Raw genomic sequence first — 23061 nt, 5'->3', positions numbered from 1 at the left:
CCTCAGTGTGATGTAGTGGATTTTTGCTCGATGCGCTGGGTTGCGGCAGCAATATAAACGGCCGCCAGCACAAAAAAGATATAGGCCTGTACTATGCCGGTCAGTAGCCCCAGCGCGGTCATTAATAATGGGAAAATCAGTGGGGCGATGACCAGTAAAATGGCAATAATCATCGAACCGCTCATCACATTACCAAAAAGTCTGACCGCTAGCGCCAAGGTGCGAGACAACTCGCCAATAATATTAAAGGGCAACATAATCCAAGTCGGTTCGGTATAAGACGCTAAATAGGCTTGCAGTCCTTTTTCATGGATCCCATAAAAAGGCACGGCAATAAATACAGCGCAAGCTAGCGCTATGGTGGTGGATAAGGAGCCGGTTGGTGCTTCAAAGCCCGGAAATACGGTCAATAAATTAGCCGTGGCAACAAACAAAAACAGGCTACCTAAAAAGCCTAAATAATGTTTGGGCTTTTCCAAACCTATATGCGCGATTTGTGTTACCAGCGTGGTAACGACCATTTCCAGCAAGTTTTGCCAGCGCGATCGGGCTAAGCCGGTTGCCAGCTTTCGGGTAATTAATTTTGAGCCAATGACTAAAATCGCCATGACTAACCACGTATACACTAGCGTCGCATTGAGCTTAATAAAGCCAAACTGCCAGTAAATCAGTTCATCGGGCGTTAATTGCATCCTTCATCTCCCGTTGTGCTAATCGTGGCAGACACACTGGACTTTACGCGCCAGCGATAACACAGTGTTCTACCGACTAAAAAGCCAACCAGACAGGCCAACCAAAGTGGCCAATGTTGCTGCCCGACCAGATAAAAACCGCAACCGGCTAGAGTAAGTCGCACTATAAAGCCACCCAAAAACCACAACAAAGGCCTTGCAGAAAGCAGCCCTTGCTGTGTGGTAAGCCAAAGCACATAAAAAAATACCAGCCCAATCAATAGGCCACTTAGCATGGCACTGAGCACCGACATCATTGTGACACCCTGCGCCAGTAACAGATCATTCATCATCGTTTTCCTTTTCTTGGTGCATGGCCAGGCCCTCTTTGTTTAGCCATTGCCACGCGGTAAAACAGCCTATTACCAAGCCTGCAAGCAATAACGCCAGAGTCCAGGAACGTTGATCCTGTAATTTGTCATCTAAATACATACCCAGGGCGGTGCCCAATAGAGTGGGGACCGCGATGGACCAACCAATTAACCCCATCATGCCAAGACCAAACCACACCCCGGACTGACTTCGCTGCGCCTTCAGTTTACGTTTGGCTTTATGGTGAACCTGCTGCAACAATGCTTGCTGCTGTTTTTGTTCTTCCGAGCTCTCGTGTTTGGTCATGATTCATCGTGCCGGTTTATGTTGATAGAACGGCGCACGAAACCACTTTCTAACTTCGCCATCACGTTGCGCATTAATTGTTGTTGTGCGTCGAGTTTCAGAAACTCGTCACTCACCATCTGATGCAATTGGGTTAACGGTACACCGGAATAAGCCCTGCGCACTGACATGGTTATTTGCTCACCCACTTTTACCAGCACACCTTGATCAACTGCGACATAGATGTCTTCGCCATCTGGCATGCGGTAACTGAGAATGCCTGGTACCACGAGGGCGACACAATCCTGACGATGTTCTAACAAACCAAAGGCACCATCAGTAGTATCAACTATCAGGTTATGTATTTGGTTTTGTTCGGTAAATACAGCAAAGGGTAGGCATATTTTAAGCTTCATGGCTTTGCTTACCGTCTGAACGTTTGGTTAAGGGTTTAACCTCATTCACGCTACCAATCATGTAGAGCGCACTTTCTGGATACTCATTAAATTCTCCGTTAAGGATCCGTTCACAGCCCTCAAGTGCATCCTCTAAGCTGACTTGGGTGCCGGCAATATCACTGAATTGTTCAGTAGTAAAAAAGGGCTGGGTGAAGAACCGTTCTAAGCGCCTAGCGCGATTTACGGTGTCACGATCCTTAACGGATAACTGTTCTAGCCCGAGCATGGCAATGATGTCTTTTAATTCGTCGTATTGTGCCAGTACCTGACGCACATTCTGCGCGATGTTGTAATGTCGTTGACCGACGATACCCGGCGTGGCCATTTTGGAGCTGGATTGCAATGGATCGATAGCCGGATACAGCCCTTCGCTGGCGCGTTTGCGTGATAAGACCAAGGAGGCCGATAAGTGGGCAAAGGTATGCACTGCTGAGGGATCGGTAAAGTCATCTGCAGGGACATACACTGCTTGAATAGAGGTAATAGCCCCGTTTGTCGTACTGGCAATGCGTTCTTCTAAGGTGGCGAGTTCAGTACCCATAGTGGGTTGATAGCCCATACGCGATGGCATTTGTCCCATTAAACCGGAAACTTCAGCACCTGCTTGAATAAAACGAAAAATGTTATCAATTAATAGCAACACATCTTTATGCTGATCATCGCGGAAGTATTCTGCCATCGTTAAGGCCGCATGCCCGATACGAAAGCGATTACCTGGCGGTGCATTCATTTGGCCAAATAGCATCACCATGCTATCCAGCACGCCAGCTTGCTGCATTTCTCGATAAAGTTCTTCGCCTTCACGACAGCGTTCACCTATACCGCAAAAAATACTGACGCCTTGTTGATGGCCAAGCATGTTGTGGATCATCTCTGTGAGCAAAACCGTTTTACCGACACCGGCACCACCAAAAAGCCCGGCTTTGCCGCCTCGTTCTAGGGGGGTTAACACATCGACAATTTTAATGCCGGTGGTAAATATTTCGGTTTTATCTAAGCGTTGTAATAAGCTGGGCGGGGCATGATGCACACTGCGCCATTGCAGATCAGTAGGTGCGGGTCGTCCATCAATGGTGGCGCCAAACACATCAAACATTCGAGAGAGAATGTCCGGGCCCACCGGTGCACACAAAGGGCCGCCTGTATCGACTACCACCATGTTTCTGGCCAAACCTTGGGTTGGCGTAAGAGCGATGGTCTTTACAGATAAAGCAGTGGTATGCGCTTGTACTTCCAACACAATGCGTTCGTTATCAGCCAGTAAAATGTTATGGATAGGTGGCAGCTGTGTGGTGAACTTCACTTCAACAACACTGCCGCGCACTGAACTGACATAGCCGCAGTTCTTTGACATAGTAGTGTTTTGCACAATTCACCTGAGGAAGGATTACTGAGATAGAGCAACATTGCCTAATCTAAGTATGCGCACTAAGTGGGATAAAGCAATGTTGCTGCTAAAAGATATGCAGCAACCGCAAGGTAAGTTAAAAAAGTTTAGCGATCAGGGGCGCTATTGTTTAACGATTAAGGCTCGTTCAACTCCTGAGAGTTGCGGCCAAATACCGGAATGGTCAGTTGCCATTTAATGGCGGCTAAGCGCAGTAATAGCAGGCTTGTCATACCGGCGAGCATGGCATAAATAGGGGCGATATGCAGCGCCAATAGGCTGGTATACACCGCACCACCAAAAATACAGGTAAAAGCATACAGCTCGCCGCGAAACACCATGGGGATCTCCCGGCACAGTACATCACGGATCATGCCACCACACACGCCGCTCATGGTGCCGAGCATAATGGCCACCATGGTCGAGGTGCCGTGATCCAGCGCTTTTTGCGTACCCATAATCACAAAAAAGGCCAGCCCAATGGCATCGGCAATTTGTAACGTATTATTGGGAATGGTCAGACGATTACGTACCAGTAAGATGGTGGCACCGGCTGCGGCAAAGATGGCAAAAAAATAGCTATTATTGTTCATCCAGATCACCGGCACATCTAAAATGAGATCGCGCAGTGTTCCGCCGCCAATGGCGGTAACGGTGGCTAATACAATCACGCCGAAGCCATCCATGTGATTACGCCATGCTGCCAAAGTACCCGACACAGCAAATACAGCGATGCCTAATAAATCGAACCAATGGAAATAGTCTGTCACTGCGTTATCCGTCCTGTCTGGTATGGCGAGCGGCATGCATTTTAACATTGATGGTGCTGTGGCAACATCCTTTGCTGTAAATCGCAGCAGGTTAATCTAACAAATACATAAAGGTCGAACCTGTGTCGACAAAGCGCATGACTTTTCGCGGCACATCGCCTATGGTAGGCAAGATTTTTTTGGGGTTGGTTTGAGTATGCGAAAGAATAAACTGTTATTAGGCATTGGCTTAGCCGCAGTGGTTTGCGTGGCTATCTATCAGTATGTTAATTACCAAGCGGCTAAGATCATTGGCCAGCAAATTGACTATATTAACCAATCTTATGCTGAAATGGCGTCTGCTGGCTTGATGCCTGGGCTAAGTTTGAGCTATCAGCGGATTAAAGCCAATTATTGGCAAGATGATTACCGGATTGAAGGTGTTCAAGTTGATGTGGCGGCCGTCGGTGTTTTGGCAGAAGTAGCGCAGCTGCAAGTACGTGGCTTTGAGCCGGGTACGTTAGCCGATAATGGTCAGGTATCGATTGTGGGGTTAAAACTCTCTGACGGGATGCAGGTGTTTTTGCCGCCCGAGTTGGCCAAACTCGCCAAAGGCTTATTCATCAATACGGATTATCAATATCATTACTCGGGGAAAAGCGGCAACTTGCGTTTAACGCAGCAATTGTATATTGGCGAGGGCTTCTCGGTAAATTTTCAATTGCAGATGCAAAAGATGCAGCGGTTTTGGCAGTTTGCCAAACAGTGGACGGCGATGGACGCTGAAGCGCAGCAAGTATTCAGTCAGTCGGATGCTTATAGTCAGCAGTTAACACAAGCCTTAACCGAAGGTTTAGTAGCAGAAGGGCAGTTGAATATCGTTAATGGGGGATTTTTACAAGCCTTGTATCAGGCGCTCCGGCAAACCGAGCAAACCGCACAAGTGGAAGCGTTAAAAGGGCAGTTAGAGCAGTTTTTAACGCAGCATCCCAGCTTACCGAGTGCCATTAGCCAGCCGTTATTGGTTTTTTTGGCCGATCCGCGCGCGTTAACCTTTCAATTTAAATTAGAGCAACCGTTAAGTTTTGTGCAGTTACAGCAAGGTGAGTGGCCAGAGCAGGTGCAAAGCGCTGAGCAGATGTTAGAGTTTGGCAATATGCTATTGCTAGTCAATCCAGAATAGTGTCACAAGCAGCGAAATGATTGGCTGCTTGTGACGAATACCGTTTTAGCCTAACCAGGGTAAACGGGCTTTGCGCTGTGCTTCAAAGGCGGAAATTTCTGCACCTAGTTGCTCGCTGGAGCCGATAAAGTCTAAGCCACTTAATAAGCGTTGTTTAATATCTGGGTCAATGCTAAATCCCATTGCGGCGTTATTACCAAACAGAATTTCTTGGCTAGCTAAATCGATCTGCCATTGTTGCGGCCCTTGGGCACAGCGTTTAAACAGCAGTTCAATATTGGTTTTGCTTAGCTGAATTAATAACATGCCGTTATTCACGCTGTTATTAAAGAAAATATCGGCAAAGCTCTCGGCGATAATCACTTGAAAACCATACTGTTGCAGTGCCCACGGCGCATGTTCGCGGCTTGAACCACAGCCAAAGTTTGCCCGCGTTAACAAAATAGACGCGCCTTGGTATTGCGGGAAGTTCAGCACAAAGTCGGTATTCGGGACGCCGTCTGCCACATAGCGCCAATCATAAAATAGCGCTTCGGCAAAACCATCACGGCTGACTGAGGTTAAAAACTGTTTTGGGATGATCTGATCCGTATCCACATTGTTTTTATCTAATGGGCAGACTAACCCGGCTTTAAAAATCTGACTCATGCCCAGTCTCCTTGCGTGATATTAACAAATTTACCGGCAATTGCCGCGGCCGCTGCCATAGCAGGGCTAACTAAATGGGTGCGTGCGCCACGACCTTGGCGGCCTTCAAAATTACGGTTGCTCGTAGAGGCACAACGTTGACCGGCTTCTACGCGATCGTCATTCATGCCTAGGCACATTGAACAACCGGGTTCACGCCATTCAAAACCGGCAGCTTTAAAGATATCGGCTAAGCCTTCAGCTTCGGCTTGGCGTTTCACAATACCTGAGCCGGGTACGACTAACGCGCGTACGCCCGCCGCGACGGTTTTGCCATTAATCACACTGGCGGCGGCACGTAAATCTTCAATGCGGCTGTTGGTACAGCTACCAATAAACACTACATCTACTTGGCAATCTGTTAATTTTTGACCGGCACTTAAACCCATATACTGCAGCGCTCGTGCTGCGGCATCGCGTTTCGTTTCGTCCGCAAAACTTTCTGGGGCAGGCACCGGCGTATCGACCGAAATGACTTGCTCAGGGCTGGTGCCCCAAGTCACTTGCGGTGCGATATCGGCGGCATTAATCTGCACGGTTTGATCAAATACCGCATCGCTATCTGAATGCAGGCTTTGCCAATAACTGACTGCGGCAGGCCAATGTTCACCTTGAGGCGCATTGGCTTTATCTTTTAAATAAGCAAAAGTAACGTCATCTGGCGCGATCAAGCCGGCTTTTGCGCCCATCTCAATGCTCATATTGCATAGTGTCATGCGGCTTTCCATGCTCATGGCGCTGATGGTATCGCCAGTAAATTCGGCAACATAACCATTACCCCCAGCAGTGCCGAGCTTACCAATTACCGCTAAGGCGACGTCTTTTGCGGTGACATGTGCAGATAATTGACCATTGATCACGACTTTCAGGGTTTTAGCTTGTTGTTGTGGCAGTGTTTGTGTGGCTAACACATGTTCCACTTCTGAAGTACCGATGCCAAAAGCTAAGGCACCAAAAGCGCCATGCGTTGAGGTGTGCGAGTCGCCACACACGATGATCATACCCGGCTGCGTTAAGCCTTGCTCAGGGCCAATAACATGCACAATGCCTTGATCGGGATGGGTTAAATCCAAAATCGGGATCTGGTTTTCGGCACAGTTTTCGGCCAGCGCTTCAAGTTGTTTGCGCGAGGTTTCACCGGCGGCATCTAAACTGCGCTTTTGCGTGGATACGTTGTGATCCATGGTGGCAAAAGTCAGATCGATACGACGAACATGACGCCCAGCCAATTTTAAACCTGAGAAAGCCTGAGGCGAGGTCACTTCGTGGATCAGATGCCGGTCTACATATAATAAATCGGTGCTGGCATTAATTTTACCCACAACATGGCTTTGATAAATCTTCTGATATAGCGTTTGGCCCATCAGTTGTTCTCCTGGCGTAAAGTGGCAACAATGGCAGCGCCAACGGCGGCCGTTCCATAAGTCGATTTCGGGTTAATATCGCGGGTAACAATGTGTTGCTCTAAGCAAGACTGTACTGCTTTCTCAATAGCTTGCGCCGCGGCTTCTTCCGCAAAGCTGTAACGCAGCATTAAAGCGACACTGAGAATTTGTGCGATAGGGTTAGCAATACCTTTGCCGGCAATATCTGGGGCGCTTCCGCCCGCGGGCTCATATAAACCGAAACCACTACCGTTTAAGCTGGCAGAGGGTAATAGACCCAATGAACCGGCAATGGCCGCAATTTCGTCCGATAAAATATCGCCAAACAAGTTGTCGCACAGCATCACGTCAAATTGTTGTGGGCTACGGATAAGCTGCATGGCGGCGTTATCGATGTACATATGCTCTAAAGTGATGTCCGGAAACTCTTTGGCTACACGCTCCACGGTTTCGCGCCATAAAATACTGGTTTGCAGCACGTTGGCTTTATCAATAGACGTCACTTTTTTGCTACGCTTACCGGCTGCAGTAAAGGCGACGCGGGCAATGCGTTCGATTTCTGGCACGCTGTAGCGCTGAATATCAAAGGCATCAACGGCGGTACGGCCTTTCTCGCCGAAATAAATACCGCCGGTCAATTCACGTATACATAACACATCCATGCCCAGCGAGCTTACGCGAGGGTGTAGCGGTGATAACTCTGCAAAGGCCGGATAAATTTGCCCAGGGCGCATATTGCAAAACAAATCAAAGGTTTTGCGCAGGGGTAACAATGAGCCACGCTCTGGTTGACTGTCTGGCGCTAAACCGGTCCACTTAGGGCCGCCGACCGAGCCAAATAAGATAGCATCACTGTTTTTACAAAGTGCTAAGGTTGCCGCAGGTAAGGGCTCACCGGTTGCATCAATCGCAGCGCCACCGACTAAAGCTTCTGTTAGGCTTAAGCTAAACTGAAACTTTTCTGCCACTACGTTTAACACTTTAATGGCTTCGGCCATAACTTCTGGGCCGATGCCATCACCGGCCAATACGGCTACTTTATAATGCTTACTCATTATTCACCTGCTGTCTTGTTAATGTGTGATTCGTGACTTTTCGCTTGCTTGTGGGCATGAATCGTTTGAGCGCGTTGGATCATATTTAGCACATGCACATAGGCCAGCACCGAGGCACGGACGATATCGGTGGCTAAACCTGCACCATGAAAGCGTTGCCCTTCATATTCCGCGGTAATATCGACCTGGCCTAAAGCATCTTCGCCACTGCCTTTGGCCGACAAGTTAAAATCGACCATCTTGATCTGCAACTGGCTAATGCGTTGCACGGCTAAGAAAGCGGCTTCAACCGGGCCATTGCCCGTTGCCGCTTCGGTTACTACCTTGCCTTCACAACTTAAGCCCACGGTGGCGCTTGCCACATGGCCGGTATGCGTAGAAGAGCTTAAAAACGCTAATTTGTAGAATTCGTCTTGCTCTTGTAAGTTTTGGAAAAACACCAAGGCTTCTAAATCGTAATCAAATACCCGACCCTTTTGATCGGCTAAGGCCAAGAAGCTTTGATAAACCTCTTCTAGTTGATAATCCTCTTTGGTGTAACCCAACTCGGCTAAACGATGTTGAATTACATGGCGACCCGAGCGCGAGGTTAGGTTTAATTCGTTTTGTCGAATACCGACGTGCTCTGGCGACATAATTTCATAGGTGTTCTGTGCTTTTAACACGCCGTCTTGATGAATACCCGAGCTGTGGGCAAAGGCATTTTCACCGACAATGGCTTTATTCGGTTGGATTGGCATATTACAAATTTGGCTAACCAAATGAGAGCTACGATAAATCTCGGTGGTTTTAATATCGGTGTACAAAGGCGCTAACACGTCTTTGCGGGTATTGATGATCATCGCCACTTCTTCTAGTGAGCAATTACCAGCACGTTCCCCGATACCATTGACCGTACATTCGATTTGGCGTGCCCCGGCTTGAATGGCACTGATACTGTTCGCCACCGCTAAGCCTAAGTCGTTATGGCAATGCACGCTTAAGCGCGCTTTATCAATATTCGGCACCTTGCTTTTTAAGCTATGAATAATGGCAGCAAACTCGTTCGGGATGGTGTAACCGACGGTATCGGGGATATTAATGGTGGTCGCGCCGGCAGCGATGGCGCGCTCAACTATCCAGCATAAATCGTCAATCGGTGTACGTCCGGCATCTTCACAAGAAAATTCAATATCGTCGGTGTAGCGGCTGGCTAACTTAATGGCGGCGACAGCTTGTTCAGTGGCTTGGGCTAAGGTTTTGCGCAATTTGTACTGCAAGTGTAAGGGCGAGGTGGCAATAAAGGTATGAATGCGGCGGCGCTCGGCGTCTTTTAACGCTTCGCCACAGGCTTCAATATCAGCACTGACTGCGCGAGAAAGACCACAAATAACCGGCCCTTTCACTTCACGGGCAATACGCTGCACTGAGGCAAAGTCACCGGGGCTGGATACCGGAAAGCCTACTTCCATCACATCAACATTTAAGCGGGCAATAGCATGCGCCAGTTGAATTTTTTGCTTTTGGCTTAAGCTGGCGCGTAACGCCTGCTCACCATCACGCAAGGTGGTATCGAAAATCCAAATTTTGTTATCAGCACTCATCACGCTTTCCTTTTAATGGCCTTAGGCGTACAACATGCCGGAAGTAATAAAAAAACCCCGGCCAAGGCACGGGGTTTTAGTTTATCGGTAGTGAACGCTCACCAATAAGCACGACCCCGTGCAGCGCAGAGGAGCACGAGGAGTAGGCTAATGATGTATGTCACAACTGAAGAATTCATTTACTGTATTGCTGCCTTATTTACAGAACGCCATATTAATAACATGGTTATTTTTGCAGTGCAACAGTATAGATGGCTAAATGGATAAAAACTTTGGTTGTAGGCTGCGCAATTTTCAGTGTGCTGTTCGATTTTCGATGGGCTCTTTACTTAACCACGTTGCACCCAAGCCGCGACAACGTTAGATTAAGGCTTGCTGATTTTTAAGGAACGTCTTGTGCAGATGAAACTGATTTTCTCGGCCCTAACCATGGCCACATTACTGGGCGCGTGTCAAAAAGCGCCAGAACCCGTTGTGACAACAGATGCGTGGTCGCCTTTGGCTCAGCGTTATGTCAGTTTAGTTTTAGCACTGGGCGAGCATGATAAAAGTTATGTCGATGCCTATTATGGCCCTGCAGAATGGGCAGAACAGGCCAAAACGGCTGCGCAATCAGCGGAAGAGATTGCCACTGCGGGCAGTGCTTTACAGGCTGAAATCAGGGCGTTAAGTACAACGGATGCGCAGCTACGATTACGCCAGCACTATTTAATTACGCAATTAACGGCCTTAGTCAGCCATGCGCAAACGCTGGCAACGGGCGAGCGGGCCAGTTTTGAGCAACAAGCACAACAATTGTATGACACCTTGCCGCCGCAACGTGATTTGGCCAGTTTTGATACTGTTTTAGCCGAGCTAGATGCGCTAGTGCCAGGCGAGGGGGATTTAACCGAGCGAGTGGTTGCATACCGCGCGGGCTTTGTGATCCCGCAAGATAAACAACAGCAGGTCTTTGAGCGGGCGATAGCGGAGTGTCAGTCTCGCACGCTCAGTCGCATAGATTTACCCCAGCAGGAGCGTTTTACGTTGGAGTTTGTCGAAGACAAACCTTGGAGTGGCTATAACTGGTATCAAGGTGCGGCTTATAGTCTGATCCAAATTAATATCGAGCGGCCCATTGATATCTCGCGCGCGGTCGACTTGGGGTGTCATGAAGGGTATCCAGGGCATCACACCTATAATGCATTGTTAGAGCAGAAATTAAAAAACGAGTTACAGTGGGTCGAATTTAGCGTTTACCCCTTGTTTAGCCCGCAGTCGTTAATCGCGGAAGGTACGGCAAACTATGGTATTAGTATGGCGTTCCCTGGTGAGCAAAAGATGCAGTTCGAGCGCGATGTGCTCTATCCGTTAGCGGGCTTAGATGCTGCGTTGGCTGCAGAGTATGAGCAATTTTTAAAGTTAATGGCTCAACTAAGCTATGCCGGTAATGAAATTGCGCGGTTATACCTCAATGGTGAAATTGATGCGGCAACGGCACAAAGCTTACGCCAACGTTACTTGTTGCAAAGTGAAGCAGAAGCCAAGCAAGGCATCCGGTTTGTTGATACCTATGGCGCTTATGTGATCAACTACAATTGGGGCAAAGATTTAGTGAAAAATTATATCGAGCAAGGCGGCTCTGAAGATGAGCGCTGGCAACGTTTTATGAGTTTGTTGTCAACGCCGAAGTTGCCGTCTTCTATTGCTTGGGAATAAAATGCTCGCAGTTGCCCGTCGCTCGTGTTTACATGCGCGACAGCTTACTTAAACCGATAAACAGGAAATTGCATGGAACGTTACTTTGAAAGACTGATGTATGGCACGCGCTGGATCATGGCGCCGATATATCTGGGTTTGAGTTTATGTTTAATGGCATTAGCCATTAAGTTTTTTCAGGAAATATTTCATGTTATCCCAATGATTTTTAGCATGAAAGAAGTAGAACTGATCCTGATCACCCTAAGCTTAATTGATATTGCTTTGGTCGGTGGTTTGTTGGTGATGGTGATGTTCTCCGGTTATGAAAACTTTGTCTCGCGGCTCGACTTACACGGCCATGATGACAAGTTAGGTTGGTTGGGTAAGTTAGACTCTAACTCACTGAAAAACAAGGTAGCGGCGTCTATTGTTGCAATCTCGTCCATTCATTTGCTAAAAGTGTTTATGAATACCGAATCTATCGATAACGATAAGATTAAATGGTACTTATTGATCCACATTACTTTTGTGTTGTCGGCTTTTGCGATGGGTTACTTAGATAAAATTTTGCGCGATAAACCTAGCGATAAAGAGATTATTAAAGAACTACAGAAATAAAATTGTGGCAGGCATGTGTTTAGCACATGCCTGCCAACAAGACATTAATAATACTTCAAGCCGTCAGCCTTACCTCTAAACGCGTAATAGGCTACTGCGGTATAGGCCGCAATCACCGGAATGACCACTACTGCGCCAAAGAAAATAATCAGTAGCGATTCCCGCGAGCTGGCTGCTTGATAAAGCGTCATTTGGTTTGGCACGACAAACGGATAGAAACTTAGGGCTAAACCGATAAAGCTGCTGATAAAAATCACGTTACAAATGGCAAAAGGCAACCAAGCACCGGCATCTTTTGGCAGTGGCAAACGTTTTAAGGCCAAATAACCAATCACAAACATGGCAAAGCACAGCAGCGGGATCGCAGCAAAGAAATAGGCTAATGGCGGTTCAGTCCATACTTGTAACACGTTAGCGTTGACCATAGGGTTAATCAGGCTCACCGCCAAGATCCCGCTTAGCGTTAACACCCCCGCTATTTTACAGTGCTTAATGGCATGCAGTTGCAGTTCACCGCTGGTTTTGCCAATCAACCAGGCATTACCAATCATCGCATAGGCGGCGGTAACACACAGACCGCTGAAGCAAGCGAAAATAATACTGCCCGTATGATACTGTAAACCCATCACATAAATGCCCAACATAAAGCCCTGACTGAAGGTTGCCAACAGCGATCCGACTTTAAAGGTGTAATCCCAGTACACTTTACGCTGAGTTTTTACCTTAGCCCGAAAGTCAAAGGCAACACCGCGTAAAATTAAGCCGATGAGTAACATGGCCGTGGGCAAATATAATGCATGTAAGATAGCGCTGTGCGCGGCGGGAAAGGCAACCAGTAACAAACCTACCGCCAATACGAGCCAGGTTTCATTGGCATCCCAAAACGGGCCAATCGAGGCAATGGCCGTATCGCGCCAAGCTTCGTTGCCCATCGGTAGGGTGATGCCGACACCTAAATCATAACCATCTAAAATGGCATAAAGTAAAATCGACAGGGCCGTTAGGCCACCAAAAACCAGGGCCAAATGTTCTGCCGTTAACCAATTCATCATGCTGAAGCTCCTGTGGCTTTGTCAGTGGCTGGCGCGTTTTCAGGTAAACCTGGCATCGTCAGATCATACTCTTCTACTTCTACCGCACGCTTGGCTAACCAGAACAGCGTTTTGATATAGAGCACCAGCAACACGGCATACAGCACTAAATATAAGCCTAGGGTTAGCGCGACATGCTCACTCGGCACGGTAGTTACCGCGTCACGTGTTTTTAATAAGCCATATACTAAGTAGGGCTGCCGACCAATTTCGGTGACATACCAGCCGGCTAGGGTGGCTATCCAGCCCGAGAACGTCATACCGATCAATACTTTTAAATGCAGCGGTGTCAGCGTTTTATGCCGCACCAGTTTGATACTGCTCCACCACGCCACTAACAGCATTAACATGCCGATACCCACCATAACGCGGAAACTATAAAACACCGGCGCAACGGGCGGATGCTCGCCGACAAACTCATTTAAGCCTTTCAGTTCGCCATCCGCATCGTGCGTTAAAATTAAACTGGCGAGTTTGGGGATCTGAATCGCGAAGCGGTTTTGCTGGGTTTCAGCATCGGGAATGGCAAATAACACCAGTGGTGCGCCCTTTTCGGTATGCCAAATCCCTTCCATCGCCGCGATCTTTTGCGGTTGATGTTCTAAGGTGTTTAAGCCATGAAAATCACCGACCAAAGCTTGGGTGGGCGCTAAAATTGCGGCCGTAAATAGGGCCGTTTTCAGCGTTAGTTTCGGCGCTTTTTTATTATCGCCACGCAATAAGCGATAGGCAGAAATACCCGCCACGAGGAAACAAACGGTGAGGGCCGAGGCCAGCAACATATGCATAAAACGATAGGGAAAAGACGGGTTAAAAATAATCGCTAACCAGTCGGTGGCATGCACTACGCCATCGCGCATTTCAAAACCGGCAGGCGTTTGCATCCATGAATTCAGCACTAAGATCCAAAATGCCGAGAAGGTGGTGCCTAAGGCGACTAAAAAAGTGGCAAGGGTATGCGCCCAGCGCGGCACTTTATGAAAACCAAATAGCATAATGCCGAGCATGGTAGCTTCAAGAAAAAACGCCGTTAAGATTTCATAGGCCAGTAAGGGCCCAGCAATATTACCGATGGTTTCCATAAAACCAGGCCAGTTAGTGCCAAACTGAAACGACATGGTAATGCCGCTAACGACACCCAGTGCAAAGGTTAGCGCAAACACTTTTACCCAAAAGCGATAAGCGCGCATCCAAACCGGATGCTTTGAAAAGTCGAAGCGTAACTTGAAGTAAAATAACAACCAACCTAAGGCAATGGTAATGGTTGGGAACAGGATATGAAAACTAATATTGGCCGCAAATTGAATACGCGACAGAATTAACGTGTCTAACATAACCACCTCAGCAATACGCTATTGAGCGTCTTTTTTCGAGCGAAACTTTTCGGTAAATTCCAACACCTTGCCAACACCAGAGCCGAGCTTCATTAAGGTGTTTAACTTTTCAGGCGATAACGACTGCAAGCTTTGTGTCCAGTCGGTAATGTTTTCGAGCAAATCATGGATTTCGGTAATGCGTTGTTGTGCGAAGCGCTCTTCTTTATTTGCCGCTTCATCCATCATAATGTCGCGCAGCAGTGACAGCGTTGGGTCCATTTCACGCTTACGGCGCTCTTCAAACACCTTATTGGCCATGTCCCAAATACTGCCACGACAACAATAGTATTCTTTGCGATCACCGGCTTTATGTTGCACTTGCACTAGCTGCCAGCTGCCCAGCTCTTTTAAACCCATGCTGACGTTGCCACGAGAAATACCCAATAACTCGGCAATGTCATTAGCGCAGATCGGCTCTTCACTCACCACCAGCAAGGCATAAATTTGCCCAACGGTGCGGTTAAATCCCCAGCGACTTCCCATCTCACCGAAGTGGTAAACAAAGGATTCAATCATTGGTGTCATTTGCATAAATCAGTCCTTACTGAACTTTCAGAAATTTCTGAAACTATTGTACGCTCAGATTTTGATCCTGATCAATGTGTTTCTGGAAAATTTATAATAAGCCCTGTAAAGAGGCTGAGCGTTAGCTGAAGCTGGCGTGAAATCGTTGTCGTGAAGGGCTGACACAGTTGATTTTGTTCGATAAAGCATCAGTTGCGCGCTGATTAGCAGATAATTTCAGAAATCACTTGCAAAAGTGGCTGAGCTTGCATAATATTCGCGCCGTTCTGTCGGTACTAATCAGTACTCGTTGCCCGGGTGGTGAAATCGGTAGACACAAGGGATTTAAAATCCCTCGAGGGAAACCTCGTGCCGGTTCAAGTCCGGCCCCGGGCACCATTTTATTTCTGCGCTATATCCTCCTTTGCCACACTCACTTCTGTTTGTTTATTCTCTGTAATGTCATTATGTATCGCCATATTTTTCGTCCTGCTTGTCTTTCTCTCGTTGTTAAATCACACGGCCTTAAAAAAGCTGAAGTTTATGCAAGTTTGCTTTTATCAGTCCAATCCCTATGCATACGGTTCGTTTCGTACGGCAAAATGTGACTCAACATTTCAAGGCATAATAGCGATGTGGCAAGCGGCAGGCTGGTCAAATTGGTTTACTCGATAACATTGCGAAGAGACGGGGCAGTGGTTGTTAGTATTGGATTTATAACAACATTGCCGATTAAAAGCTGCCATACCGCGTATTTACTGCTAGAGTAAAGTCATAAACAGACCCTTTATTTTATGGGGTAGTTTTTATTGGCGTAAACTATCTCTAAATAAATCAATGAGGAACCTTATGTTCAGGTCATTAAGTATTCAAAAACGATTGCTCAGCGCATTTGGGGCGCTCGTCTTGATGTTAGCGGGTTTAGGCGTATATAACCTGAACACGATGTCTGATATTCGCGCCCGAGCGAGTCAAGTCGAAACCAATATTCTACCTTCGTTGATGAACTTGGCAGACTTAAATCTAAATGTGACCCGCTTGCGGGTATTTACCTTAAGACTGATGTTAACAACCGATATTCGACGTGAAGGCGAAACCTTACAATTAGTTGAAAATGTCCGGGCAGAAGTTAAGAATAACGTATCAGCTTATGAAAGTGCAATTACGCTTGCAGAAGAAAGACAAGTGTTTACTGACTTTAAAAAAGCAGAAGAACGTTATTTAGATATTCAACAGCAAGTGATTGATTTACTAAAGCAAGATGAAACGGGTGCAGCCTTAGATCTGTTGCCACAGATGAATGGCTTAGCGAATACCATTACCCAAGATTTGTTAAAGTTAACCAGCATAAATCAGCAGTCGGTCGCTGATGCTCGAACCGCTTCGATTGCGGCTTATGAAAGCGCTAAGTGGATTGTCATCGCTTTAATTGTGTTAGCCGTCATTATTGCTGTCGCGATAGCGCTGGTGATTTCCAAAAGCATTAATCAGCCCTTATCGCAGGTTATTGAGTCAGCCCAGTTTATTGCCGACAGTGATTTAACGCGGGATGTTTGTCGTGATGGTAATGATGAACTGACGACATTGGCGCAAGCCATAGCGCAAATGCAAACTAATTTGCGTGAAGCGATTGGTCATATCTCTAGCTCAGCCAGTCAGCTGGCTTCTGCAGCGGAAGAGTTAAATGCGGTGACGGATGAATCCGCTCGTGCTATTCAACTTCAAAATGATGAAGTGCAACAAGCCGCTACTGCGATAACCGAAATGAGCTCTGCGGTGGATGAAGTGGCGGCAACGGCCATGCAAACCTCGGAAGCGTCTATTCAATCCGCTGCCTTAGCAGAAGATGGCAGTAAAAAAGTACTGCAAACCCGCACTGTTATCGACAAGATGAATGCCGATGTCCGGCAAAGTACCAGTGTGATTAATGTCTTAGCTGAAAAAGTGTCTTCGATTAACCAGGTATTAGAGGTGATCCGTAGCGTAGCAGAGCAAACGAACTTACTGGCCCTGAATGCTGCCATTGAAGCCGCGCGGGCGGGGGATGCCGGCCGTGGTTTTGCCGTGGTTGCCGATGAAGTGCGTAGTTTAGCGCATCGCACTCAAACCTCGACCGGTGAAATTGAGTTAATGATTAATCAGGTGCAAGCCTCGGTAAAAGAAGCCGTTAGTGCAATGGGCTTAATTAGCAGCAATGTGGATAATGCACAAAACGTGGCAGTTGAAGCCGCCACGGCGTTAACGCGTATTGCGGAAAACATTACCAGTATTAGTGATCAAAACCACGTTATCGCCAGCGCAGCCGAAGAGCAATCGAAAGTGGCGCGGGAAATTGATCGAAATATTATTACCATTAGCGATCTCGCCAATCAAACGGCAACTGGCTCGCATCAAACCACGGCCAGTGCTTCAGAGCTTTCCCGTTTAGCGACGCAACTAAACGAGTTGGTTAGCCGCTTTAAAGTGTAAGGTGTTAGATAGCGCCAGTTATGCTGGCGCTGTTTTTAACGCAAAACATCACTACCGCTACACATCTTGATATCTTCAATTGTTACCGACTGAAACTGATACCTGCCTGCACCCAGCAATAGCTTATCCCCATTACGTCACTACCTTAAATATAAATTAGCGCGGTTTCTGCATCGTGGGGCCGGCTAGCGGATAAGCTTGCAACGTGATCAGGCCGGCGCTTCTATGCTATTCTGCATGGATTATTAGAAGGAATCATTATGCCCAGATACTCTGCCGATTTTATTAAAGATATGCCGAAATCCGACTTGCACTTGCATCTGGATGGTAGCCTGCGTTTAGACAGTTTAATTGAGATGGCGCAGCGCAGTCAGGTGGCATTGCCGTCACAAAGTATCAGTGGCCTCAAAGAGTTGGTGTTTAAAGACCGTTACCAAAATTTAGGTGAGTATCTACACTGCTTTCAATATACCTGTGCGGTGCTGCGCGATCCGGAAAACTTAGAGCAAGCGGCTTATGAACTGGCGTTAGATAACCAAGCCGAGGGCGTCAATTATATCGAGGTACGTTTTGCCCCTCAGCTATTAATCGATTTAACGCGGGGCATCGACTTTGACCAAATCATGCACGCGGTGAACAATGGCTTAAAACGCGCTATGCAAGAGTACAATGCCACAGAGCGGGTGTTGCGTGGCGAGCGGCCACCGTTTCATTACGGCATTATCAATTGCGCGATGCGCATGTTTGGCAATAAAGGGTTTTCACCTTATTACACCAATTTATTTCAGTTGATGCGTGATTTTGCGCCGATGGATGTGATTAAGCTAGCGGCGATGGAATTAGTGCGCGCCAGTGTGCGGTTGCGTGACGAAGAAGGCATCCCGATTGTTGGGTTAGATTTGGCCGGGCAAGAAGCAGGCTATCCTGCTGGCAAGTTTAAAGAAGTTTATGAATACGCGCATCAACACTTTTTATTAAAAACCTTACATGCGGGTGAGGCTTATGGCGCAGAAAGTGTGTTTGAAGCCATTACAGAATGTTATGCCGATCGTATTGGCCACGGTTATTCGATGTTTATGCCCGATATGATTAAAGACCCCGCTATTCTAGATAAAGCCAGTTATATTCAGAATTTGGCTTCTTACATTGCCGATAAGCGTATTGCAATTGAAGTGTGCTTAACCAGTAACTTACAAACCAATCCGGCTATTACCGATATTCGCCAGCATAAATTTAAAGACATGTTAGAGCACCGTATTGCCACGGTCATTTGTACTGACAACCGCTTAGTGTCGAATACCACGGTCAGTAAAGAATATCAGCTGGCGCTAGATAACTTTGATGTGCCATTAAAGCGGCTGAAAGATATGGTGGCTTATGGTTTTAAGAAGAGCTTTTTCCCAGGAAGCTACGTGGAAAAGCGTCAATACGCCAAACACTGCTTAGAATATTTCGATCGCGTAGCGCAGCGCTATGGTTTTATTTAGTTAGAACAGCGGCTTAGGTTGTGTGTCGCAAAAAGCATACAGCCTAAGTTATTGATTTTAAACATTATTGTTTTTATGTTGTTTTTAGTGTCGCCATTTGGCAACACCCCCACCGAACTCACCACACTGAAATCTCGCGAAACTCACTCAAGTGCATGATATTAAAGTTGTTTTTAATGTTGGCACGCGCCGTGCATTATCTATGGTACGACTGCAGGGGAATAGCGTAAAGGCAAAGCAGTTTTACCTTTACGCGATTCTCCTGAGACAGTTCTAACCGCCTGCAACAAGGCGCCATTTGCGGAGAAGTATCATGGATATGTTTTTAAGTTTTGTTACCCTGTTTCTGGTTGCTAACATGGCTATTGTGTTCACTATGCTGCGTCGTATCGATTTAAATAACAGCAGTGTGCAAGCGTGGGAGCAAGAACAAGCTGTGCACCTGGCACCGGCTCCACAAACCACCTTTACTGCCGCGTTAACCACCGAGTTGGCGCAGTAAGCTTTATCTGATCTGCAGCGTTATGCTGAATCTGCCTTGGCCAGCATTGCTGGCCTTTTTTATATCTGCAATACAAAGGCGCGTTTTTTCAGTAAACTAGCCAGCACTGTCTTTTAGTCTGAGTTCGGTCGTTATGCGTTTTTCAATCCAAACTGCCTCGTTACGCCAGCTGGTCTTGCTCAGTTTCTTTTTAGCACTGATCCCGGTGGGTGTGCTGCTGTGGCAAAGTAATAAATCGCTCAGTGGCGTCAGCTCATTTGCTATTACTTCGGCAGAACGTTCAGTATCTTACGTTCGACAATCGGAAAGCATGCAAAGCGTGGTGATTGATATCGAACGAGCCGTGCGGCAATACGGTGTGGTGCGCACCGAGGCGATCCGCAGAGTGGCTTTAACGCATATCGAGAATCAGCAGCAATTACTGCAACAGGTCTGTCAGGATTTACCACAACTGAATTTATGCGCCGAGCAAGAAGCGGCTTTAGAAACGCTGCGCCAACGCCTAAGTGAAGAACTCACCAATACGCCTGAAGGTTTAATGCAGCAAATTCGCCAACAGCAGCAGCGGATCACTCAGCAAATTTGGGATCTGCTAGAACGGCAATTGTCTGAACAGCAGCAATTTGTCACGCACACCCAGCAACAACTTGCTTGGCAAACCTTTGCTTTGGTGCTGCTGACCTTACTGCTGGTGCTGTGGAGTTCTAACCGTATTACGGCGCCGGTGAAAAAGCTTGATCGGATGATCCGTGCGATTGGCCAACCGAAGCATCAATTTCCCGATGAAAAACTGCGCGGCCCTCGTGAATTAACCGAACTGGGCGAACAATTACGCTGGCTAAGTTCACGTTTACAACAGTTAGAAGCGCTGCGATTGATTTTACTGCGCCACGCCTCTCATGAATTAAAAACGCCCCTGTCGAGTATTCGTGAAGGTTGCGCCTTGCTAACCGAGCAATTGGTTGGCCCATTAACACCGCAACAATTAGAAGTGGTGACCCTGCTAAATGGCAGTGCCGATCGACTCAGCGTGTTGACGGAACAATTGCTCGATTACAATCGATTATTGCAACAAGCCCAGCCAGAATGGGCTTGGCAAACACCACAACAATTATTGCAAGCCTGTTTTAATGATCATGCGTTATCGCTGCAGCAGCGTCAGCAACAAGTGAAACTCGATTGCCAGCTGAATACGCTTTATACCGATGCCACCTTGTTCCGACGCATTTTGGATAATTTGATCAATAACGCTCAAGCTTACGGCGCTGAAAGTAGTCCCGTTTGGGTAAAATTGTATCGGCAAGACGATATGATCTTGTTAGAAGTGGCGAACAATGGCGCACCCATTCCGGTGGCACTGCGCGAAAAGTTGTTTGAACCCTTTCAGCGTGGCACCACGCCACGTTTCGACTCGGTACAAGGCTCTGGCTTAGGCCTGTCTATTGTGGCCGATTGTGCTCGTTTGTTAGGGGGCCACGCGGATATCGTCGATGTCGTGTATGCGGATGTGTGTATCCGTGTTCACTTGCCGTTTTTAGGAGAAAAACCGCTATGAAGAATGCAGTGCTACTGCTGATGTTGCTGACACTGGCTGGGTGTCAATTAACAACCTTACCAGAGTTACCCAGCACCACCACATCGGTAGAGCCCGAACCTGAAGCTGTGCCAGCCGAAGTTGAACCTGAGCCTGAAGTCGTTTTTGAATTGGCCTTAAATGATTCTGCCACCAGTTTACAAGCGTGGTTGGATTACAAGCAGCAAATTTTAATCGATCCGATGCCCGAGCGGGCACGGTTACGCAGCCTACCAGAGCTGGATAAATTGGCTCAATTTCAGCAAGCTTTGCTTAATTTGCATCCTGATATGCCTTATGTCACGCGCTTTCGAGTACAAACGCACTTAGCAGAATTATTATCGTCATTGCCACCTCGCCTTGTCGCGTTGTTTAGCTGGGAGCTGACGTTTAATCAAAAGTTATTAGAGGCCGAGTCTGCCGTTAGTGCAGTGACCCGTTTAAATGCACAACAACAAGATATGATCGATAGGGCCCAAAAAACCAATCGTGAACTGCAAAAGAAAATCGATGCTTTAACGCAAATCGAGGCAGAGTTGAATCAGCAACCGCTGCCTGAGAATGGCAATGGAGCAAACCATGGCTAAAGATAATCCACGTTTATTATTGGTCGATGATGATCCGAGTTTACTGCGCTTATTAACCTTACGTTTAGAAGGTGAAGGCTATCAGGTTTTAAATGCCGATTGTGCTGAAATGGCGTTAAGCATGTTAACCAAGCAAACGGTTGATGTGGTGCTAAGCGATTTGCGCATGCCCGGTTTAGATGGTATGAGTTTATTTGATGAAATTGCCAAGCGTTATAAAGGTTTGCCTGTGGTGTTAATGACCGCACATGGGTCTATTCCAGAAGCGGTAGCGGCTACGCAGCGCGGCGTTTTTGGCTTCCTCACTAAACCGCTTAATCCGGTTGAGTTACGGGAGGTGTTACAGCGGGCTTTAAATCAGTCGTTACCCGAGCAAGCGCAGTGGCGTGCCGCCATTATTACTCGCAGCAAGCTGATGCAAGACTTGCTGGAGCAAGCCTATCGTGTCGCTCAGCGTGATGTTAGCGTGTTAATTACCGGTGCCAGCGGAACCGGTAAAGAGTTGTTAGCCAATGCTATTCATCAGGCCAGCCCACGTGGCAGTAAACCCTTTGTCGCGATTAACTGCGGGGCCTTACCCGAGCATTTGTTAGAGTCAGAGTTATTTGGTCACAGTAAAGGGGCTTTTACTGGGGCGGTGACAGAGCACTTAGGCTTATTTCGTGAAGCGGATGGCGGTACTTTATTTTTAGATGAAATTGGTGATATGCCGGTGGCGCTGCAAGTGAAACTGCTTCGCGCGTTGCAAGAGCGACAAATTCGCCCGGTTGGCAGTGCTAAAACGATCCCCATTAATGTACGGGTGTTATCGGCCACGCATCGCGATTTACAACAAGCGATGGCTGAAGGTCAATTCCGGGAAGATTTATACTATCGTTTAAATGTGGTAAACCTACAATTACCGGGCTTAGAGCAGCGCGCAGAAGATATTCCGTTATTAGCTCGGCATGTACTGCAGCAAAGCGCCGATCGGCATCACGTGAAAGTAACACGCTTTTCAGACGATGCGCTGCAAATTCTCGCCACCGCCAAATGGCCGGGAAATGTCAGGCAGTTAGTTAACGTGGTGGAGCAATGCGTTGCTTTAACGCAAAGCCCGATTATTAGCGCGGCGTTAGTTGAGCAAGCGTTATCACAAAACACCAGTTACTGGCCGACGCTGACCGAAGCGCGTGATCAATTTGAGCGGCAATATTTGACGCGGGTGCTGCAAATGACCGAAGGGAATGTAACCCGTGCCGCCGATTTAGCCGGGCGCAACAGAACCGATTTTTATAAATTATTGAAAAAACACGAGCTCAGTGCACAACAGATCACTGAGCAGCAAGACGAGCAAGAATGAGAGCTTAAACGACGTTG

The 23061-nt window shown here is 47.4% G+C and carries 22 protein-coding genes and 1 tRNA gene; 10 read left to right on the top strand and 13 right to left on the bottom strand.

All coding sequences use genetic code 11. The features are described 5' to 3' along the window. Window positions 1-2: 2 nt before the first annotated feature. The 6 genes from L1N97_RS04745 to L1N97_RS04720 all read right to left on the bottom strand — a co-directional run bounded on the left by L1N97_RS04745 (window position 3) and on the right by L1N97_RS04720 (window position 3943). Complete coding sequence (locus L1N97_RS04745; protein WP_236128963.1) at window positions 3-692, bottom strand: F0F1 ATP synthase subunit A; 690 nt, start codon at window positions 690-692, stop codon at window positions 3-5. Further along, on the bottom strand, window positions 683-1024 hold the full coding sequence (locus tag L1N97_RS04740) for an N-ATPase subunit AtpR (RefSeq protein ID WP_236128962.1): 342 nt from the start codon (window positions 1022-1024) through the stop codon (window positions 683-685). Before L1N97_RS04740 ends, L1N97_RS04745 begins: the two co-directional genes overlap by 10 nt. Next, window positions 1014-1349, bottom strand: coding sequence for an AtpZ/AtpI family protein (locus L1N97_RS04735; RefSeq protein WP_236128961.1), 336 nt, complete (start codon window positions 1347-1349; stop codon window positions 1014-1016). The genes L1N97_RS04740 and L1N97_RS04735 overlap by 11 nt, the downstream gene beginning before the upstream one ends. Beyond that, on the bottom strand, window positions 1346-1744 hold the full coding sequence (locus L1N97_RS04730; RefSeq protein ID WP_236128960.1) for a F0F1 ATP synthase subunit epsilon: 399 nt from the start codon (window positions 1742-1744) through the stop codon (window positions 1346-1348). Before L1N97_RS04730 ends, L1N97_RS04735 begins: the two co-directional genes overlap by 4 nt. Next, entirely contained in the window at window positions 1734-3140 is a 1407-nt protein-coding gene (gene atpD / locus L1N97_RS04725) for a F0F1 ATP synthase subunit beta (protein ID WP_236128959.1), read from the bottom strand. The genes L1N97_RS04730 and atpD overlap by 11 nt, the downstream gene beginning before the upstream one ends. Window positions 3141-3310: 170 nt before the next feature. After that, on the bottom strand, window positions 3311-3943 hold the full coding sequence (locus L1N97_RS04720; protein WP_229584687.1) for a trimeric intracellular cation channel family protein: 633 nt from the start codon (window positions 3941-3943) through the stop codon (window positions 3311-3313). Between the two features lie 196 nt (window positions 3944-4139). Here L1N97_RS04720 and L1N97_RS04715 point away from each other — a divergent pair, with 196 nt between their 5' ends. Then, complete coding sequence (locus L1N97_RS04715) at window positions 4140-5105, top strand: hypothetical protein (RefSeq protein ID WP_236128958.1); 966 nt, start codon at window positions 4140-4142, stop codon at window positions 5103-5105. A gap of 45 nt (window positions 5106-5150) precedes the next feature. Here L1N97_RS04715 and leuD read toward each other — a convergent pair whose 3' ends face one another. The 4 genes from leuD to leuA are packed head-to-tail and all read right to left on the bottom strand — an operon-like array spanning window position 5151 to window position 9815. Next, window positions 5151-5753, bottom strand: a complete 603-nt coding sequence (leuD, locus tag L1N97_RS04710) for a 3-isopropylmalate dehydratase small subunit (protein WP_236128957.1) — start codon at window positions 5751-5753, stop codon at window positions 5151-5153. After that, a complete protein-coding gene (gene leuC / locus L1N97_RS04705) occupies window positions 5750-7159 on the bottom strand; it encodes a 3-isopropylmalate dehydratase large subunit (protein WP_236129175.1) in 1410 nt (469 codons plus the stop codon). The genes leuD and leuC overlap by 4 nt, the downstream gene beginning before the upstream one ends. Further along, complete coding sequence (gene leuB / locus L1N97_RS04700; RefSeq protein WP_229584690.1) at window positions 7156-8232, bottom strand: 3-isopropylmalate dehydrogenase; 1077 nt, start codon at window positions 8230-8232, stop codon at window positions 7156-7158. The genes leuC and leuB overlap by 4 nt, the downstream gene beginning before the upstream one ends. Next, entirely contained in the window at window positions 8232-9815 is a 1584-nt protein-coding gene (leuA, locus tag L1N97_RS04695; RefSeq protein WP_236128956.1) for a 2-isopropylmalate synthase, read from the bottom strand. The genes leuB and leuA overlap by 1 nt, the downstream gene beginning before the upstream one ends. Window positions 9816-10217: 402 nt before the next feature. On the opposite strand from leuA, the gene L1N97_RS04690 reads away from it, so the two are divergent. Both L1N97_RS04690 and L1N97_RS04685 read left to right on the top strand, forming a co-directional pair. Next, window positions 10218-11513 (top strand): hypothetical protein, encoded by a 1296-nt coding sequence (locus L1N97_RS04690; protein WP_236129174.1) that lies wholly within the window; start codon window positions 10218-10220, stop codon window positions 11511-11513. 72 nt (window positions 11514-11585) lie between these two features. After that, window positions 11586-12113, top strand: coding sequence for a TIGR00645 family protein (locus tag L1N97_RS04685; RefSeq protein ID WP_236128955.1), 528 nt, complete (start codon window positions 11586-11588; stop codon window positions 12111-12113). Between the two features lie 44 nt (window positions 12114-12157). Here L1N97_RS04685 and L1N97_RS04680 read toward each other — a convergent pair whose 3' ends face one another. The 3 genes from L1N97_RS04680 to L1N97_RS04670 are packed head-to-tail and all read right to left on the bottom strand — an operon-like array spanning window position 12158 to window position 15111. Continuing rightward, complete coding sequence (locus tag L1N97_RS04680; RefSeq protein WP_236128954.1) at window positions 12158-13165, bottom strand: cytochrome d ubiquinol oxidase subunit II; 1008 nt, start codon at window positions 13163-13165, stop codon at window positions 12158-12160. Further along, window positions 13162-14538 (bottom strand): cytochrome ubiquinol oxidase subunit I, encoded by a 1377-nt coding sequence (locus L1N97_RS04675; RefSeq protein ID WP_229584696.1) that lies wholly within the window; start codon window positions 14536-14538, stop codon window positions 13162-13164. Before L1N97_RS04675 ends, L1N97_RS04680 begins: the two co-directional genes overlap by 4 nt. Window positions 14539-14556: 18 nt before the next feature. Continuing rightward, window positions 14557-15111 carry a GbsR/MarR family transcriptional regulator gene (locus L1N97_RS04670; RefSeq protein ID WP_229584697.1) on the bottom strand — a complete coding sequence of 185 codons (555 nt, stop codon included), beginning with the start codon at window positions 15109-15111 and terminating at the stop codon, window positions 14557-14559. Window positions 15112-15396: 285 nt separating this feature from the next. On the opposite strand from L1N97_RS04670, the gene L1N97_RS04665 reads away from it, so the two are divergent. The 7 genes from L1N97_RS04665 to L1N97_RS04635 all read left to right on the top strand — a co-directional run bounded on the left by L1N97_RS04665 (window position 15397) and on the right by L1N97_RS04635 (window position 23044). Continuing rightward, window positions 15397-15483, top strand: a tRNA-Leu gene (locus tag L1N97_RS04665). Between the two features lie 450 nt (window positions 15484-15933). Further along, window positions 15934-17553, top strand: a complete 1620-nt coding sequence (locus L1N97_RS04660) for a methyl-accepting chemotaxis protein (protein ID WP_236128953.1) — start codon at window positions 15934-15936, stop codon at window positions 17551-17553. 260 nt (window positions 17554-17813) lie between these two features. Continuing rightward, entirely contained in the window at window positions 17814-19040 is a 1227-nt protein-coding gene (locus L1N97_RS04655) for an adenosine deaminase family protein (RefSeq protein ID WP_226750420.1), read from the top strand. 313 nt (window positions 19041-19353) lie between these two features. Further along, window positions 19354-19542, top strand: coding sequence for a hypothetical protein (locus L1N97_RS04650; RefSeq protein ID WP_229584700.1), 189 nt, complete (start codon window positions 19354-19356; stop codon window positions 19540-19542). Between the two features lie 133 nt (window positions 19543-19675). After that, window positions 19676-21097 (top strand): sensor histidine kinase, encoded by a 1422-nt coding sequence (locus tag L1N97_RS04645; protein WP_229584701.1) that lies wholly within the window; start codon window positions 19676-19678, stop codon window positions 21095-21097. Further along, on the top strand, window positions 21094-21702 hold the full coding sequence (locus tag L1N97_RS04640; protein WP_236128952.1) for a hypothetical protein: 609 nt from the start codon (window positions 21094-21096) through the stop codon (window positions 21700-21702). The genes L1N97_RS04645 and L1N97_RS04640 overlap by 4 nt, the downstream gene beginning before the upstream one ends. Continuing rightward, the gene (locus tag L1N97_RS04635; protein ID WP_229584703.1) at window positions 21695-23044 is read left to right on the top strand and encodes a sigma 54-interacting transcriptional regulator; all 1350 of its coding nucleotides are present in this window, start codon (window positions 21695-21697) and stop codon (window positions 23042-23044) included. The genes L1N97_RS04640 and L1N97_RS04635 overlap by 8 nt, the downstream gene beginning before the upstream one ends. The last annotated feature ends 17 nt before the right edge of the window (window positions 23045-23061 follow it).

Origin of the sequence: Rheinheimera sp. UJ63, assembly GCF_021568285.1 — a bacterium.
Lineage (GTDB): Bacteria > Pseudomonadota > Gammaproteobacteria > Enterobacterales > Alteromonadaceae > Alishewanella > Alishewanella maricola.
This window is presented reverse-complemented; position numbering and strand designations above follow the sequence as displayed.